The sequence below is a fragment of the Aeromonas sp. R7-2 genome (genome assembly GCF_040908105.1).
Classification (GTDB): Bacteria; Pseudomonadota; Gammaproteobacteria; order Enterobacterales; family Aeromonadaceae; genus Aeromonas; species Aeromonas caviae.
In genome coordinates, this window is record NZ_JBFODC010000020.1 from 100816 (window position 1) to 117226 (window position 16411).

The following is a 16411-nucleotide window of genomic DNA, read 5'->3' on the forward strand; positions in this document are numbered from 1 at the left end:
CCCAGATGGCCTGCCAGTTGGCGCCATGCCACATGCTTGACGGGGCAGTATTTCAAGTCATATCAACTTCACATTGGAGTCTTTCATGCCAAGACGTACAAAGATTGTTACCACACTCGGTCCGGCGACCGATCGCGACGGCATTCTCGAGGGGATCATTCGCGCCGGTGCCGACATGGTGCGGATGAACTTCTCCCACGGCACTCCTGAAGATCATATCCAGCGCGCCAACCAGGTGCGTGACATCGCCGCCAAGCTGGGCCGCCACGTGGCCATCATGGGCGATCTGCAAGGCCCCAAGATCCGCGTCTCCACCTTCAAGGATGGCAAGATCTACCTCGCCATCGGTGACAAGTTCATTCTCGATGCCGCCCTCGGCAAGGGCGAAGGCTGCCAGGAGCAGGTCGGCATCGACTACAAGAGCCTGCCGCAGGACGTGGTATCCGGTGACATCCTGCTGCTGGACGATGGCCGCGTGCAACTGAAGGTCGAACAGGTCGAAGGCACCCGCATCCACACCACGGTGACCGTGGCCGGCCCTCTCTCCAACAACAAGGGCATCAACAAGAAAGGTGGCGGCCTCTCTGCCCCAGCCTTGACCGAGAAGGACAAGGAAGACATCAAGACCGCCGCCCGCATGAACGTGGACTACCTGGCGGTCTCCTTCCCCCGCAGCGGCGATGATCTGCGCTACGCCCGCGAACTGGCCCGCGAAGCCGGCTCCAACGCCAAGATCGTGGCCAAGGTCGAGCGCGCCGAGACCGTCGCCAGCGACGAGGCGATGGAAGACATCATCCTTGGCTCCGATGCCGTCATGGTGGCCCGTGGTGACCTGGGTGTCGAAATCGGCGACCCCGAACTGGTGGGTGTGCAGAAGAAGCTCATTCGCCACTCCCGCCGCCTGAATCGCGTGGTCATCACCGCGACCCAGATGATGGAGTCCATGATCAACGCACCGCTCCCGACCCGTGCCGAAGTCATGGACGTGGCCAACGCCGTGCTGGACGGTACCGATGCGGTGATGCTCTCCGCCGAGACCGCCGCCGGCCAGTTCCCCATCGAGACCGTGACCTCCATGGCCAGCGTCTGTGTGGGCGCCGAGAAGCACCCGAGCCTGAACGTCTCCAACCACCGCATGAACTACACCTTCACCTCGGTGGAAGAGGCGGTGGCCATGTCCACCATGTATGCGGCCAACCACCTGGAAGGGGTCAAGGCGATCGTGGCGCTGACCGAGTCGGGCACCACCCCGCTGCTGATGTCCCGCATCAGCTCCGGCCTGCCCATCTTCGCCATGTCTCCTCACAACAAGACCCTGGCCTGGGCCAACCTCTACCGCGGCGTCACCCCCGTGCTGTTTGATGGCGACGAGACCAAGCCGGTCTACGAGGTGTGCCGCGACGCGCTGGACGTGCTCAAGGCCAAGGGACTGCTGCAAAGCGGCGACATGGTATTGCTCACCCACGGCGACAAGATGGAGACCGTCGGCAGCACCAACACCTGCAAGGTGATGATGGTCGAGTAATCGCCCCTCCTCCCTGCCACAAAAACGGCTCCCGCGGGAGCCGTTTTTTTATGGGATCTGCCCAGGTTCAACCGCGAAACAGCTCCACCTTGTCTCCATCCTGCAGGCTGCCGGCGCCGCGCACCACCACCTTGTCTCCCTGCCTGAGAGCGCCGCTCACCGCCACTTCCCGGCTGTCCCCAAAGAGCACGGTGACCGGCACCCGGTTCACCGTGAGCGCCTCGCCGCGCTGCTCCACCTGATAGACCACGCTTCCCTCGGTGCCGAGCACCAGGGCATCCCGTGGCAGCAGCATGGTGTGCTGCTCTCCCATCGGCAGCGCCACCCGCACTGGCGAGCCGATGATGAAGGTACCCGCTTCCGGCTTGAGGCGCAGCTCGATGAGCCGGGACTTGGGATCGGCGCTCGCCGCCCGCTGGTAATAGATGGCGTGGCTGCTGAGCTGCTCCCCTTCCACCCGCAACCGGGTCTGGGTGGCCAGTTGCCGGGCCCAGGCAATAGGCGCACGCAACCGGATATCCGGCTGATCCGGATTGACCAGTTCAAGCGCCTGTTCGCCCGCATCCACATGCTCCCCCGGCTGGATGAAGTGTTCATTCACCACCCCGTCAAACGGGGCAAAGATGCGGCTTCTGCGCAGCTGCTCCTCAATCTGGCGCACCTGCACCCGCGCCAACTGATCGGCCAGCTCAGCCTGCTCCACGTCATAGCGCGCCTTGTCATACTGGCTCTGGGAGGCACTCTTTTGCTGGTGCAAACGATCCAGGCGCTGGAACTCGGCGCGAGCGTAACGCAGGTTGCTCCCCTCTCTGGCTTGTTCCGCTCTCGCCTGCTCCAGCGAGAGGCGCAGAGTCGCGCTGTCCAGGCGCAGCAACTCGTCCCCCGCCTTCACCCGGCTGCCAAACTCGGCTATCCACTCCACCCGACCGCTCACTTCGGCGCTGAGCGCCGCCTGCTGGCGGCTCGCCACCGTGCCGCTGACCCAGATGCTGGCCCCCGCCTCTCCCTGGGCCACCTCCGCCAGCGTCACCATCTTGCTTTGTGCAAGCGCAGGCAGCCCGCCAGCCAGCAGCAGGGCCCCCACCACCATCCTTGTGAAACCTTGTGTCATCGATGAGCTCCTTGCTCAGGCACGCTGCCGAAGGGCGTGCGGTATGTCGGTCTGCTCCCCCAACCGCAGGAAGGCGGGCAACAGGATCAGGGTGAAGAGGGTGCTGCAACTCATGCCGCCGACGATGACGGTGGCCAGCCCCCGGTAGATTTCGCTCCCCTCGCTCGGACTCAGCATCAGGGGCAGCATACCGAAGATGCTGGTGAGGCTGGTCATGGCGATGGGACGCATCCGGCTTTGCAGAGCATCGGTGACTGCCGACTGTCGGCTCATCCCCTCCCGCTCGGCCATCCTGGTCTGGTGCACCAGCAGAATGGCGTTGTTGACCACCAACCCGAGCAGGATGACGAAGCCGATGATGGTGAGCAAGTCCATCGGCAGCGGCGCCACCAGACCGCTCAGGTGCAGCGCCAGCACGCCGCCTACGGTGGCGAGCGGCAAGGTGAGCAGCACCAGCACGGCATCCTTGAGGGAGGCGAAGACCCCCCACAGCAGAATGAGCAGTATCATCACGGCGAACAGGAAGATGCTGCCGAGGTTGCCGAGCGCCTGCTGCAGGCTGTCGGCATTGCCGGCGACCCGCAGCTCCCCCCCGGCCGGCAGCAACGGCCGGATGGCGGCAAAGCTCTTGTGCTGCAGGGTGTCGAGCACCTGCTCCATGCTCATCCCCGCAGGGGGGGAAATCTGCAGACTGATGCTGCGCCGCCCATCGGATCGGAAGATGCTCTCAGGCCCGAGTTGCGGCTCCACCCGCAGCAGTTCCCCTAGGGGAACGATGCGCCCGGACGGGGTAGCAAGCGGCACCGCCTTGAGCTCGTCCGGGTTGGCGGAGGCCTGCCCCATCAGCAGGATGTCGAGCCGCTCATCCCCGTCGAAATATTCGCCGACCCGCAGGCCATCACCGAAGGTCTGGATGATGGCGGGCATGGGGGAACGATCCCAGCCCACCTCGGCCAGGCGCCTGTCCTGGGGCACCAGCCGAAGCTCGGGAGCGGTGAAATCGAGTCCGGGTTCTGGCCTGACCTGGGCGCCGGGCAAGTCCCGCTGCACTATGGTCATGCTCTCCCGGGCCGCCTGATAGAGTTCGGGCAGCCCACCTCCCTGGATCAGCAGGGAGATGCTGTTTTCACTGTCAAAACCGCCAAACAGGGACCCCTGACCGCCAAACACCCGGGTGTCGGGAATGCCCACCAGCAACTGCTTCATCAAGAGCTGCTCCAGCACCTTGATCTGGCTCTCCTCCTTTGGCCGCACCCCGATCTGGGCACCGCCCGGGTAGCGCAGGATGTAGTAGTTCTTGAGGACAGGCTCCTTCTCCCCTTTCATATAGGGGTCGAGGCGAGCAATCAGGGTATCGATCACCTCCTCCCGCTGGGCCTTGAGATTGACCCCCGGGGTGAAACTCATCCAGACATCGATGGCGTCCCGCTTCACATCCGGCAGGTAGTTCATCTTGGGCAGCAGCAGCCAGCTCGCCAGCACAGGCCCCGTCATCATCAGGACGATGATGGCCCAGCGCCTGGGGGCGGTGGCAGTCCAGCGGATCACATGGCGGGTGGCGCGGCACCACAGGCGCTCAAAGGGATCAATCAGCCGCTCGAGCCCCATCCAGCGCGCCGCCACCGCAGGCAACACCGTGACCGCCACCACCATGGAGACGGTCACCGCGCAGGCGATGGTGAGCGCAAGATCGGCAAACAACTGCCCTTCCACATCGTTGAGCAGGAGCACCGGCAGGAAGATGGCGACCGTGGTCAGGGTGGACGCCACCAGAGCGGTCCACACTCGGCGGGTGCCCTCCAGCGCCGCCTCTCCCTTGTTGATGTCACCCCGCTCATGGCGCCGGTAGATGCTCTCCAGCACCACGATGGCGGCGTCGAGCACCATGCCGACCGCAAACGCAATGCCCGCCAGGGAGATGATATTGAGGGTCCGCCCCATCACCTTGAGCAGGCAGAAGGTGAGCATGATGCTGATGGGAATGGCGATCGCGATCATCAGGGTCGCCTTGAGCTGGCGCAGAAAGACCCAGAGGATGGCGCAAGAGAGCAACACCCCGAGCCCCAGGTTGGCTGTCACCATGCTCACCGCCCGGTTGATATAGAGAGAAGCGTCAAACGACTGCTCCATGTGCAGGCCAACCGGCTCCAGCACCTCCCGGTTGAGCTCCCCGACCTTGGCCTTGATCCCCTCGAGCGCCGCCAGTGCATTGGCGCCGCTCTCCTTGAAGATCTGCGCCGCGATGGCGGTGTTGCCGTTCTGGATGCGCAGCACCGGGTGCTCCTCCCGGGCCACTCTGATCTCGGCCACGTCCCGCAGATAGATGGGCAGGCCGTCACGCCAGTCCACCACCTTGTCCCCCAGGGCCGCCACGTCATAGCGACCGGCAAAGCGCAGCTTGTACTCCCAGCGTCCGATGTCGAGGGTCCCGGCCGACACATCCCAGCCCGTCGTTGCCCGGCTGGCGAGCACCGGGATCTCCACCCCCAGCTCGGCGGCGCGGTAAGGGTCGAAGCGGATCTGGATCTGGCGCTCATTGATCCCCTCGATGTCGACCGTGGACACCCCGGGGATCCGCTCCAGCTCGGGCTTGACCCTCGCCTCGATCAGCGCCTGGTGATCGTCTATCTCCCCCTTGGCGCCGGGCAGCTGCTGGATGAAGAAGAAGGTCAGGGTGTCGTTGCTACTGTAGTTGTTGACGTAAGGACCACCGATGTTGTCCGGCAGCCCCGAGACCCGGTTCAGGCGGGAGATGACGTCAAGCTGGGCCCGCTGCATGTCGGTGCCGAGGGCAAACTCCATGTCGATTTCGGTGAAGCCGGGGTAGCTGTTGCTGCTGAGACTCTTGAGCCCCTGTACCCCCTGCATCTCCTGCTCGATGGGATCGGTTATCTCCGACTCCATCTCCTGGGGCGAGGCCGAGCGCCAGTCCACCGTGATGTTGAGGTGAGGACGGTCTATGTCGGGAAACAGCTGGACGGGCAGTCCCCGGATACTGAGCAGGCCCAGCAAAAAAATCAGCACGACCGAGACCGCCACCCAGATGGGGCGTTCGATCGCCGTTTTGGCGAGGTTCATTCACTCTTCCTGAGTTGTTGTTATCGGCCATTCCGATGGCCTTGCTTCCTGCCCCAAGGGTGGGGGCCATTGCATTAAACTGGAATTAATCGACCTTGTAAATGCCTGGTTAAACAACAAAAAACCGGCCACTAGGGCCGGTTGTCGGTTTACGCTCCGGGTCAGGCTGCGTGCTCGACCGGGTTCGGTTGAGACAATCCTTCCAGCTCGCCAGGAGCGAAGTTGTCCACCTGGATAGCCTCGTAGCGCAGGGCATCGGCGGCCAGCAGCTTGTCCGCCTCCTCCTTGCCGAGGATGGACTGGGACAGGGCCGCAGCCACCAGCTCAGGCAGCGCCAGCTTGCGGGGCAGTCTGCCCTCTTTCTGGGCCTGCACCAGCTTCTTCTCGATGGGCTGCACCGAGACCATGGCCTGGAAGGCACGCTCCATCAGCCCCACCGGATCCGCCTCGTCCTTGCCCACATAACAGAGCGCGGTCAGACGATCCCGGAACTCGCCCGGCGTCATCATGGCCAGACAGATGGCATGGCAGCGATCATCCGCCGGCATCTTGTAACCGACGCCGAACGGGAACACCACCCGCTTGAGTACGGCACCCACCACCTTGTTCGGGAAGTTCTGGAAGAAGCCCTCGAACGCCTTGCCAATCAGGTAGAGGTTGCGCTCCACCGCGTACTGGACGAACGGCAGGTCAGAGACCATGCGGCCCTGATCCTCGTAATGCTTGAGGGTGGCGGAGGCCAGGTAGAGGTGGCTCAGCACGTCACCCAGACGGGCGGAGATCATCTCCTTGCGCTTGAGATCCCCGCCCAGCATCAGCATGGAGACGTCGGCGCACAGGGCAAGCCCCTTGCTCATGCGAGAGAGCTGCTTGTAGTAGCGGGCGGTTTCGCCAGCCACCGGGGCGCTGTTGAACTGGCCCAGGGTCAGCCCCTGGAACAGGGCACCGAAGAAGTTGCCGGTACCGAAGGCGATGTGCTTCATCAGCAGGGCGTCAAACTTCTCGAGACCGCGCTCCACATCGGTGTCGGCCGCCGCTTCCAGCTCGGCAAACACATACGGATGGCAGCGGGTGGCCCCTTGCCCGAAGATCATCAGGTTGCGGGTCAGGATGTTGGCCCCTTCCACCGTGATGGCCACCGGAATGCCCATGTAGGCGTAGCCGGTGTAGTTTTTCGGGCCCAGCTGGATGGCACGACCGGCGTGGATGTCCATGGAGTCATCCATCACCTGGCGGGCCATCTCGGTCATGTGGTACTTGGAAATCGCGGTGACGATGGCCGGTGCCTGACCCAAATCCAGGGAACCTGCGGTCATGCGACGAGCGCCTTCGAGCTGATAGGTGAGGCCGCCAATGCGGGCCAGCGCTTCCTGCACCCCTTCAAACTTGCCGATGGACATGCCGAACTGCTTGCGCACGTAGGAGTAGGCGCCCACGGTGCGGCTCGCCATGTGACCACAGGCGGTGCCAAGGGCAGGCAGCGAGATGCCGCGACCGGCGGAGAGGCACTCCACCAGCATGCGCCAGCCACGGCCGGCGTAATCCGGGCCACCGATGATCCAGTCGAGCGGAATGAACACATCCTTGCCGAAGGTCGGGCCGTTCAGGAACGCCAACCCCATGGGGTAGTGGCGATCGCCGACGCGCACGCCTGGGTGACTGGTCGGGATCAGCGCACAGGTGATGCCGATCTCTTCCTTGTCACCCAGCAGTTTTTCCGGGTCATAGAGCTTGAACGCCAGCCCCAGCACGGTGGCACGCGGCGCCAGGGTGATGTAGCGCTTGTTCCAGTTCAGACGAATGCCCAGCACCTCTTCACCCTTGTGCATCCCCTTGCAGACGATCCCCTTGTCCGGGATGGCGCCCGCATCGGAGCCCGCTTCCGGCCCGGTCAGGGCGAAGCAGGGTACCTCCTTGCCGTTGGCCAGCCCCGGCAGCCAGAAATCTTTCTGGGCCTGGGTGCCGTAATGCATCAGCAACTCGCCCGGGCCGAGGGAGTTGGGCACCATGACGGTGACCGCGACGCTCAGGCTCTTGGTGGCGATACGGGTGACGATGGTGGAGTTGGCAATCGCCGAGAACTCGCGGCCGCCGTAGGATTTCGGGATGATCAGGGAGAAGAAGCCTTCTTTCTTCAGATAGTCCCACACCGGCTCCGGCAGGTCCTTGGTCTCGTTGACGATCTTGAAGTCGTCCACCATGGCGAGCAGGGTTTCGACCTGGTTGTCGATAAAGGCCTGCTCTTCTGCGCTCAGCTCGGCCTTGCCGTAGCCGTGCAGTTTCTTCCAGTCCGGGTTACCGCGAAACAGCTCCCCGTCCCACCAGACGGAGCCGGCCTCCATGGCCTCCCGCTCGGTGGCCGACAGGGGCGGCAGTATCTTCTTGAAGATGCCGAACACGGGGCGGGTCACCACCTTTTTACGGATGGCGGGGACACCGAGCACCACGGCTATCGCCAGCACCAGCAGGACAAGCAATGTGATCATACCGAAGTTCCTTCTATTTCACTGTTTCCGTTGATTATTGTTAGGTGTTACACGGCCAGGGAGAGCCTGGTCGACTCCACGGGCGCCCCGACACCGGACGCCAGATAAGGAATGACGTTGCGCACCAGCCCTTCCACATCGAGCTGCTGGCCAAAATCGGCCTGGGCGATGTCACGCAGGGCATCCGCAGAGGCCATGGTGAAGACGACGGTGCCCAGGGTGAAGTGCAGGCGCCAGAAGAGATCCGCTGGCGACAAATCCGGATTGGCCTTGGAGATGGCCTGGGTGATCCCGTGCAGGGTCGCCCCATAATGGGTGGTAATAAAGCGGCGCAGGTGGCCCTGACTGTCGATATAGCCGCGCCCCAGCAACTGCATGAAGAGCGCCGGACCATTCGCCCTGACGGCCGACAGTTTCATCAGAGGTTCGACAAAGCTCTCGAACACCTGCAACAGGGTCAGCTGATCCTGCGCCATCAACGTCTGCAACCGCCCGTCCAGTGCCGGCATGAAGAGGCTCAGATAACGGTCGAGCACCGCCTGGATAAGCTCCTTCTTGGAGCCGAAGTGATAATTGACCGAAGCCAGGTTCACATCGGCCTCGCTGGTGATCAGACGCAACGAGGTATCGGCGAACCCTCGCTCGGCAAACAGCACCTCGGCGGCGTCGAGAATACGGTTCTTGGTATCTATTTTACTCACTGGACACCTCACTTAAACGAATGTTTAAAAAGTACGTTTCACGCCCACTCATGTCAAGAGAATGTGAACAAGTGTTGGCTAAATGTTTTTAATCAAAAAAGAGGGAAGATGGCGGGAACTTCGCGGCGAGACGGCACTCTATATCTATGCCACTGCAATTAAACATTAAGTCTCGCCCAACCTGCGTCATGCTAGTTGGGCATTTTTTTGCCCTGCCGTCACCCGATGCGCCGACAGAGAACCAAAAAAAACCGTCGCAGGGGCGACGGCGGGGAAAACGGGTCTGACCATCCAATGTCGACCCATCGATGGGTGTTCAGGCTTGCATCGATGTCGCCATCCTCGCAGTGAAACGTCATCAGACTTTGTCAGCACAGACCCAAATTGTGACAAAGTATGGCAACCAGCCACATGGCCCGGCTTCGCCAATCTTGCTATGCTGTCGCCTCATGCCAGAGGGGAGAGAAGATGAAGTATACGGTCGATACCCACACGCACACCGTCGCCAGCACCCACGCCTACAGCACCATTCACGATTACCTGCCCATCGCCAAAGCCAAGGGGATCAAGCTGTTCGCCACCACGGACCATGGCCCGGACATGGCAGATGCCCCGCATTACTGGCATTTCGTCAATCTGCACGTGTTGCCCAGGGTCGTGGACGGGGTCGGTATCCTGCGCGGCATCGAAGCCAATATCAAGAACATCGACGGTGAAATAGACTTCCCCGAGCGCTACGAATCGCGGCTCGACATGATCATGGCGGGCTTTCACGAACCGGTGTTTCCCCCCTGCGATCAGGCGACCCATACCCAGGCCATGATCAACGCCATTCGAAGTGGTCGGGTCGACATGATAAGCCACCCCGGCAACCCCGCCTTCCCCATCGATATCCAGGCGGTGGTCAAGGCAGCGGCAGAGTATCGAGTGGCGCTGGAGGTTAACAACTCCTCGTTCAGTCACTCCCGTGCAGGCAGCGAAAGCAACTGCCGCGCCATCGTCGAGGCAGCGCGCGATCTGGGTGCCTACCTCACTTTCGGCTCCGACTCCCACGTGGCTTTCAGCCTCGGCGACTTTGATCACTGCCATCGGCTGGTCACCGAAGCCAACTTCCCACATGAGCGGATCCTGGCCCGCTCCCCCCGCGCACTGCTCGATTTTCTCGAGAGCCGCGGCCGTGCTCACATCCCGGAGTTCGTTGACCTCTGATATGCCTTAACATCATGAGCCAACTCATAAAATCGAGTTGGCTCAATTGACTTGTCCGGCTTTTTTCACGACTCTGAACATCAAGCCGCCGGTATAGCTCAGTTGGTAGAGCAGCGCATTCGTAATGCGAAGGTCGTAGGTTCGACTCCTATTACCGGCACCAGACAGACGAAGGGTTGGCCTCAGTGCGAGGCCAACCCTTCGTGCTTTTTGTCCCGGGTCTCGGGCCAAGACGCCGGTGTGACTGCGCCAGAACACCCTCCCCTTCCAGGACACCACCACCGCGACAGTCCTGTTCATCTTTCAGAGCCTGACGCACCAACCTGGCCCCACCATCAGAGAGGGCAGCCAGGCAGCCACGCCCCGGCTGCACCTGGGTGAGCATCGTTATCCAGAGGCCCCTCAGCGCTGGGCATAGATCTGGTCGAACACCCCGCCCTCCTTGAAGTGAGTGCGCTGGATCACAGGCCACTCGCCGAAGGTCTTCACCACGTCGAGGAAGGTGGCGTTCGGGAAACGGTCTGCAAACTCGGCGAGGATCGCCGGGTTGCGCGGGCGTAGATAGTTGCTGGCAGCAATGCGTTGGCCTTCGTCGGACCAGAGATAGGCCAGATAGGCTTCGGCCTCCTTGCGGGTACCCTGCTTGTCGACCACCTTGTCCACCACTGACACCGGCAGCTCGGCCACGGCGGTGACGCTCGGATAGACCACCTCGAAGCTGCCACGACCAAACTCCCGGGCAATCATTTCGGCTTCGTTTTCGAACGTGACCAGCACGTCCCCTATGCGGTTCTGGATGAAGGTGGTGGTGGCGGCGCGGCCGCCGGTGTCGAGCACGGGAACCTGCTTGAACAACTTGCCGACAAATGCCCTGGCCGCATCTTCATCTCCCCCCTGCTCCAGCACATACCCCCAGGCAGACAGATAGGTGTAGCGGCCGTTCCCCGAGGTCTTGGGGTTGGGCACGATGACCTGTACCCCCTCCTTGAGCAGATCAGGCCAATCCTTCAACCCCTTGGGGTTGCCCTTTCGCACGATGAACACGGTGGCCGAGGTGAAGGGGGCGCTGTGATCCGGCAGGCGATCCGCCCACCCCTTGGGCACCAGGCCCCCATGCTCGGCGAGGGCGTTGATGTCGGTGGCCATGTTCATGGTGATGACATCGGCGGGCAGGCCGTCGATGACGGCGCGCGCCTGCTTGCTCGATCCGCCGTGGGACATGTTGATCTGCAGTGGCTCCCCGCCTTCGGCCTGCCAGTGCTTCAGGAAGGCTCCGTTGTACTCCTTGTAAAAATCGCGCATCACGTCATAGGAGGCGTTGAGCAGGGTGGTCGCCTGGGCCAGCGGGGCGAGAGCCAGTCCTGCAACAAGCAGGGTGGCGGGCACGAGTCGTTTCATTTCACATCCTTGGAATGAGGGGCGAGTGACTGACTATAAGAGCCGACCATTTATTCTTTGAAAGAATAATTACGGCACAGCTTATGCGATAAATGGCATCTCCTGGGTCCGGCGCAACGGATGACGGCGATGAGATGGTCACCTCCAGGCGGGTCATGATGACTGCCGAGGGCGGCGCCCATGAGCGTGGGGCTCCTCCTGCCCGCGCCCTGCCACGGGCAGGGAGCGCCGTTGTCACCTGCCTCAATTTGGCTTCTCGACATGACAGATAAAAAACGGGGCGAACCTAGTGGTTCGCCCCTGATGCTTTTTACGTCAACCCCGAGGGGTCAACCCTGTTTGTCTGATGCCGGCTCTGCGTCCTTCGGCGCCTGCCAGCCGCCACCGACGGCCTTGTAGAGGGCGACCTGGTTACTCAGCTGGGCGAGCCGGGTGCTGATGAGCCCCTGCTTGGCGCTGAACAGGGAGCGCTGGGCATCGAGGCGGGTCAGGTAGCTGTCCACCCCTTGCTCGTAACGCACCTCCGCCAGCCTGAAGTAGGTCTGGTTGGCATCCACCAGCGCCTGTTGCGCCTGCAGTTGCTGCGCGTAGTCCGCCTGGGCACCGAGGGTGTCCGCGACCTCCTTGAAGGCGGTCTGGATGCTCTTCTCGTAGCTGGCCACCGCCTGCCTGGTCCCCACCTCGGCCACGTCCAGATCCGCAACGCGCTTGCCGCCATCGAAGATGGGCAGATTGATCTGGGGCATGAAGGTCCAGGTGCCGGTGCCGCCGTCAAACAGACCGCTCAGCTGGTTGCTGGCGGTGCCCGCCGTCGCGGTGAGCGAGATGGTCGGGAAGAAGGCGGCGCGGGCCGCCCCTATGTTGGCGTTGGCCGCCTTCAGGTTGTGCTCCGCCGCCAGGATGTCCGGGCGTTGCTGCAACAGGCTGGAGGGAGCCCCCACCGGGATCGGCGCCAGTTTCACCTCGGCCAGGGTGGCCGGTTGTGCCGCCAGCACCGGGATATCGGTGCCAAGCAGCAGGGCCAGACCGTTTCTGTCCTGCTTCACCAGACGCTGGTATTGCGCCTGGCTGACCTTGGCGTTTTCCAGTGCCGTGCGCCCCTGGGCCAGCTCCATCTCGGAGGCGGCGCCCAGGCGGTATTTGTGCTCGGTCAGGGCATAGCTCTCCTGCTCGGTGGCGAGGGTCGCCTGGCTCAGGGCCAGCAACTCCTGATCCGCCAGCAGGGTGAAGTAGGCATTGGCCACCGAGGCCACCAGCGCAATCTGGGTGCTGCGCTGGGTCTCGATTTGCGCCAGATAAGTCTCAAGGGCCTGATCTTTCAGGCTCTGGATCCGGCCAAACAGATCCAGCTCATAGGCGGTGATGCCGATGTTGGCGCCGTACTGGCTGCTGATGGTGCCCTGCCCCGTACTACTGAGATCGTCGGATCCCTGCTGGCGGGTGCCGCTGCCACTGGCGGCCAGGGTCGGCAACTGGGCCGCCCGCTGGATACGGTATTTCGCCTCGTAGGCCTCGACGTTGAGGGCTGCCAGGCGCAGATCCCGGTTGCTCTCAAGGGCGGTGCCGATCAGCGTCTGCAGGGCCGGGTCCTGGAACTGCTGGCGCCAGGGGGCAAGTTCCCCCTTGGCGGCCAGGTCAGCTTGCCAGGAGGCGCCTTGGGGCAGCTCGGGGCGCTGGTAGTCGGGGGCCATGGAGCAGCCCCCCATCATCAGGGTCACGCCCAGGGCGATCAGGGTCTTAGTCATGGTTGATCTCCTTGGTGTGGACACTCTCTTCCCCGGCATGCTTGCGTTCGGTGAAATAGCGCATCACCAGCACGAAGAACAGCGGCACGAAGAAGATGGCGAGCACGGTGGCACTGATCATCCCCCCCATCACGCCGGTCCCGATGGCGTTTCGGCTGCTGGCGCCCGCCCCGGTGCTGATCACCAGGGGCAGTACCCCCAGGATGAAGGCGAGCGAGGTCATCAGGATGGGGCGCAGACGCTGACGCGAGGCCTCCACCACCGCATCCCCGAGCCTCATCCCCTTGTCGTGCAGCTCCTTGGCAAACTCGACGATGAGGATGGCGTTCTTGGCCGACAGCCCGATCGTGGTGAGCAGGCCCACCTGGAAGTAGACGTCATTCTCAAGCCCGCGCAGGGTCGCGGCCAAAATGGCCCCCAGCACCCCGAGCGGCACCACCAGCATGACCGAGAACGGAATGCTCCAGCTCTCGTAGAGGGCGGCCAGACAGAGGAAGACCACCAGGAGCGAGATGGCGTACAGGGCCGGCGCCTGGGAGCCTGCCTGACGCTCCTGGAAGGAGAGGCCGGTCCACTCGATACCGATCCCTTCCGGCAACTGTTTCACCATCTCCTCGATGGCCGCCATGGCATCACCCGTACTCTTGCCAGGGGCCGCCTCACCGACGATCTCCATGGCGGAGACACCGTTGTAGCGCTCAAGACGGGGTGAGCCGAAGCTCCACTCCGTGCTGGCAAAGGCGGAGAAGGGCACCATCTGGCCCGCGCTGTTGCGCACGTACCACAGCTTCAGATCTTCCGGGTTCATCCGGAAAGGGGCATCCGCCTGCAGATAGACCTTCTTGACCCGGCCTCTGTCGACGAAGTCGTTCACATAGGAGGAGCCCCAGGCAGCCGACAGGGTGTTGTTGATGTCGGTGATGGAGAGCCCCTGGGCCAGCGCCTTCTCGTAATCGATCTTGATGTCGAGCTGGGGCGTGTCTTCCATCCCGTTCGGGCGTACCCGCACCAAGTTGGGATCCTGCGACGCCATGCCGAGCAACTGGTTGCGCGCCTGCATCAGCTTCTCGTGACCCAGACCGCCGCGGTCCTGCAGGAAGAAGTCGAAGCCGGTGGCCGTGCCGAGTTCCGGAATGGGGGGCAGGTTGAAGGCGAAGACCTGGGCTTCCTTGATGCTGAACAGGAACCCCATGGCGCGGCCGATGATGGCATTGGCGCTGCGCTCTTCTCCCTTGCGCTCGCTCCAGTCCTTGAGCTTGATGAAGGCCATGCCACTGTTCTGACCGCTACCGGCGAAGCTGAAGCCCGCCACCGTCAGCACGGAGTCCACGTTCTCCTTCTCGTTCTCGAGGAAGTAGTCGCGCATCTCCCCGAGCACCACCTCGGTCCGCTCCTTGGTCGCCCCCACCGGGAGCTGCACCATGGACATGATGACCCCCTGATCCTCTTCCGGCAGGAAGGAGGTGGGCATGCGCATGAAGAGCACCGCCAGCACCGCCAGCATGGCCAGATAGATGATGCCGTAGCGGGTGCCCTGCTTGATCACCTTGCGCACGCCGTTCTGGTAACGGTTGGCGTTGGTGTCGAAGAAGCGGTTGAACCAGCCGAAGAAGCCGCGCTGGGCGCCGAATTCACCGTGCTTCATGGGTTTGAGCAGGGTGGCGCACAGGGCCGGGGTCAGGATCAGGGCCACCAGCACCGAGAGCACCATGGCCGAGACGATGGTGAGGGAGAACTGGCGATAGATGGCACCGGTAGAGCCACCGAAGAAAGCCATGGGCACGAACACCGCCGACAGCACCAGAGCGATGCCCACCAGGGCGCCGGTGATCTGGGTCATGGACTTGCGGGTCGCCTCGAGGGGGGAGAGATCCTCCTCGCTCATCAGACGCTCCACGTTCTCCACCACCACGATGGCGTCATCCACCAAGAGGCCGATGGCGAGCACCAGACCGAACATGGTCAGGGTGTTGATGGAGAAGCCGAAGGCCGCCATCACCCCGAAGGTGCCGAGCAGGACCACGGGCACCGCGATGGTCGGAATCAGGGTTGCCCGGAAGTTCTGCAAGAACAGATACATGACGCAGAAGACCAGGAAGATCGCCTCGATCAGGGTCTGCACCACCTCCTCGATGGAGATCTTCACGAACGGCGTGGTGTCGTAGGGATAGACGATCTCCATGTTGGCCGGGAAGTACTCGGAGAGTTCACCCAGCTTGGTCCGCACGTGCTCGGCGGTGTCCAGGGCGTTGGCACCGGTCGCCAGCTTGATGGCGACGGCGGCGGTGGCCTGGCCGTTGTAGAGCGCGGTCGCGTCGTAGTTTTCACCGGCAAGCTCGACCCGGGCCACGTCCTTGAGCTGGACCTTGGAGCCGTCCTGGTTCACCCGCAGCAGGATGTTGTTGAACTCCTCCACGGTGGAGAGCCGGGTCTGGCCCATGATGGTGGCGGTAAATTGCTGATCGCTCACCGCAGGGGTCCCCCCCAGCTTGCCGAAGGCAACCTGGGCGTTCTGGGCCTTGATGGCGGCCTGAATGTCGGCCGGGGTCATCTGCACCCGGTTGAGCTTGTGGGGATCGAGCCAGACGCGCATGGAGTACTGGCTGCCGAACAAGGTGATGTCACCGACCCCGTCCAGACGGCTCAGGGGCTCCTTGATGTTGGCTACCACATAGTCCGCTAGGTCATCGTTGGTCATGGCGCCATCGGTGGAGATGAAGGCGGCCACCATCAGGAAGCTGCTGGAGGTCTTCTGGACCCGCACGCCCTGTTGCTGCACCTCTTGGGGCAGGAGCGACATGGCCTGTTGCAGCTTGTTTTGCACCTGCACCTGGGCGATGTCGGGATCCGTGCCCGGCTTGAAGGTGAGGGTCACGCTGACGTTCCCTGACGAGTCGGATTGCGCCGACATGTAGAGCAGGTGATCCAGCCCGGTCATGTTCTGCTCGATGATCTGGGTCACCGAGTCTTCCACCGTCTTGGCGGAGGCCCCCGGGTAGCTGGCGGAGATGCCAACCGCCGGCGGGGCGATGGTCGGGTACTGGGCCACCGGCAGGCCGATGATGGCCATGGCCCCGGCCAGCATGATCACCAGGGCGATCACCCAGGCGAAAATGGGTCTATCTATGAAAAAACGTGCCATGAGGCGACTACTCCAT

At 62.9% G+C, this 16411-nt stretch carries 9 protein-coding genes and 1 tRNA gene; 3 read left to right on the forward strand and 7 right to left on the reverse strand.

The window, feature by feature from the left end; translation table 11 throughout:
• The first annotated feature begins 85 nt into the window (after nucleotides 1-85).
• Complete coding sequence (gene pyk / locus AB5Y47_RS05840; protein WP_005324189.1) at nucleotides 86-1525, forward strand: pyruvate kinase; 1440 nt, start codon at nucleotides 86-88, stop codon at nucleotides 1523-1525.
• Between the two features lie 67 nt (nucleotides 1526-1592).
• Here pyk and AB5Y47_RS05845 read toward each other — a convergent pair whose 3' ends face one another.
• From AB5Y47_RS05845 to AB5Y47_RS05860, 4 genes are all read right to left on the reverse strand, one after another.
• Entirely contained in the window at nucleotides 1593-2636 is a 1044-nt protein-coding gene (locus AB5Y47_RS05845) for an efflux RND transporter periplasmic adaptor subunit (RefSeq protein ID WP_103261401.1), read from the reverse strand.
• 15 nt (nucleotides 2637-2651) lie between these two features.
• A complete protein-coding gene (locus AB5Y47_RS05850; RefSeq protein ID WP_103261402.1) occupies nucleotides 2652-5714 on the reverse strand; it encodes an efflux RND transporter permease subunit in 3063 nt (1020 codons plus the stop codon).
• Nucleotides 5715-5875: 161 nt separating this feature from the next.
• The gene (locus AB5Y47_RS05855) at nucleotides 5876-8200 is read right to left on the reverse strand and encodes an acyl-CoA dehydrogenase (RefSeq protein ID WP_041213197.1); all 2325 of its coding nucleotides are present in this window, start codon (nucleotides 8198-8200) and stop codon (nucleotides 5876-5878) included.
• Nucleotides 8201-8247: 47 nt separating this feature from the next.
• Entirely contained in the window at nucleotides 8248-8901 is a 654-nt protein-coding gene (locus tag AB5Y47_RS05860) for a TetR/AcrR family transcriptional regulator (protein WP_005324182.1), read from the reverse strand.
• A 468-nt stretch (nucleotides 8902-9369) separates the two neighbouring features.
• Between AB5Y47_RS05860 and AB5Y47_RS05865 the strand changes: the two genes are divergently transcribed.
• Both AB5Y47_RS05865 and AB5Y47_RS05870 read left to right on the forward strand, forming a co-directional pair.
• Nucleotides 9370-10110 (forward strand): phosphatase, encoded by a 741-nt coding sequence (locus AB5Y47_RS05865; protein WP_005324180.1) that lies wholly within the window; start codon nucleotides 9370-9372, stop codon nucleotides 10108-10110.
• 87 nt (nucleotides 10111-10197) lie between these two features.
• Nucleotides 10198-10273 (forward strand) — tRNA-Thr (locus AB5Y47_RS05870).
• 239 nt (nucleotides 10274-10512) lie between these two features.
• Here the strand turns inward: AB5Y47_RS05870 and AB5Y47_RS05875 are convergent.
• The 3 genes from AB5Y47_RS05875 to AB5Y47_RS05885 form a co-directional block, all read right to left on the reverse strand.
• Nucleotides 10513-11508 (reverse strand): sulfate ABC transporter substrate-binding protein, encoded by a 996-nt coding sequence (locus AB5Y47_RS05875; RefSeq protein ID WP_202042254.1) that lies wholly within the window; start codon nucleotides 11506-11508, stop codon nucleotides 10513-10515.
• Between the two features lie 329 nt (nucleotides 11509-11837).
• Nucleotides 11838-13253, reverse strand: a complete 1416-nt coding sequence (locus tag AB5Y47_RS05880) for an efflux transporter outer membrane subunit (protein ID WP_043155092.1) — start codon at nucleotides 13251-13253, stop codon at nucleotides 11838-11840.
• Nucleotides 13246-16395 (reverse strand): efflux RND transporter permease subunit, encoded by a 3150-nt coding sequence (locus AB5Y47_RS05885; RefSeq protein WP_010673711.1) that lies wholly within the window; start codon nucleotides 16393-16395, stop codon nucleotides 13246-13248. The genes AB5Y47_RS05880 and AB5Y47_RS05885 overlap by 8 nt, the downstream gene beginning before the upstream one ends.
• Nucleotides 16396-16411 lie beyond the last annotated feature (16 nt).

What these genes read in the sequence shown, in the direction of transcription:
- pyk (WP_005324189.1), top strand. Translation starts at nt 86, where the DNA reads ATGCCAAGACGTACAAAGATTGTTACCACACTCGGTCCGGCGACCGAT.
- AB5Y47_RS05845 (WP_103261401.1), bottom strand. Translation starts at nt 2,636, where the DNA reads ATGACACAAGGTTTCACAAGGATGGTGGTGGGGGCCCTGCTGCTGGCT.
- AB5Y47_RS05850 (WP_103261402.1), bottom strand. Translation starts at nt 5,714, where the DNA reads ATGAACCTCGCCAAAACGGCGATCGAACGCCCCATCTGGGTGGCGGTC.
- AB5Y47_RS05855 (WP_041213197.1), bottom strand. Translation starts at nt 8,200, where the DNA reads ATGATCACATTGCTTGTCCTGCTGGTGCTGGCGATAGCCGTGGTGCTC.
- AB5Y47_RS05865 (WP_005324180.1), top strand. Translation starts at nt 9,370, where the DNA reads ATGAAGTATACGGTCGATACCCACACGCACACCGTCGCCAGCACCCAC.
- AB5Y47_RS05875 (WP_202042254.1), bottom strand. Translation starts at nt 11,508, where the DNA reads ATGAAACGACTCGTGCCCGCCACCCTGCTTGTTGCAGGACTGGCTCTC.
- AB5Y47_RS05880 (WP_043155092.1), bottom strand. Translation starts at nt 13,253, where the DNA reads ATGACTAAGACCCTGATCGCCCTGGGCGTGACCCTGATGATGGGGGGC.
- AB5Y47_RS05885 (WP_010673711.1), bottom strand. Translation starts at nt 16,395, where the DNA reads ATGGCACGTTTTTTCATAGATAGACCCATTTTCGCCTGGGTGATCGCC.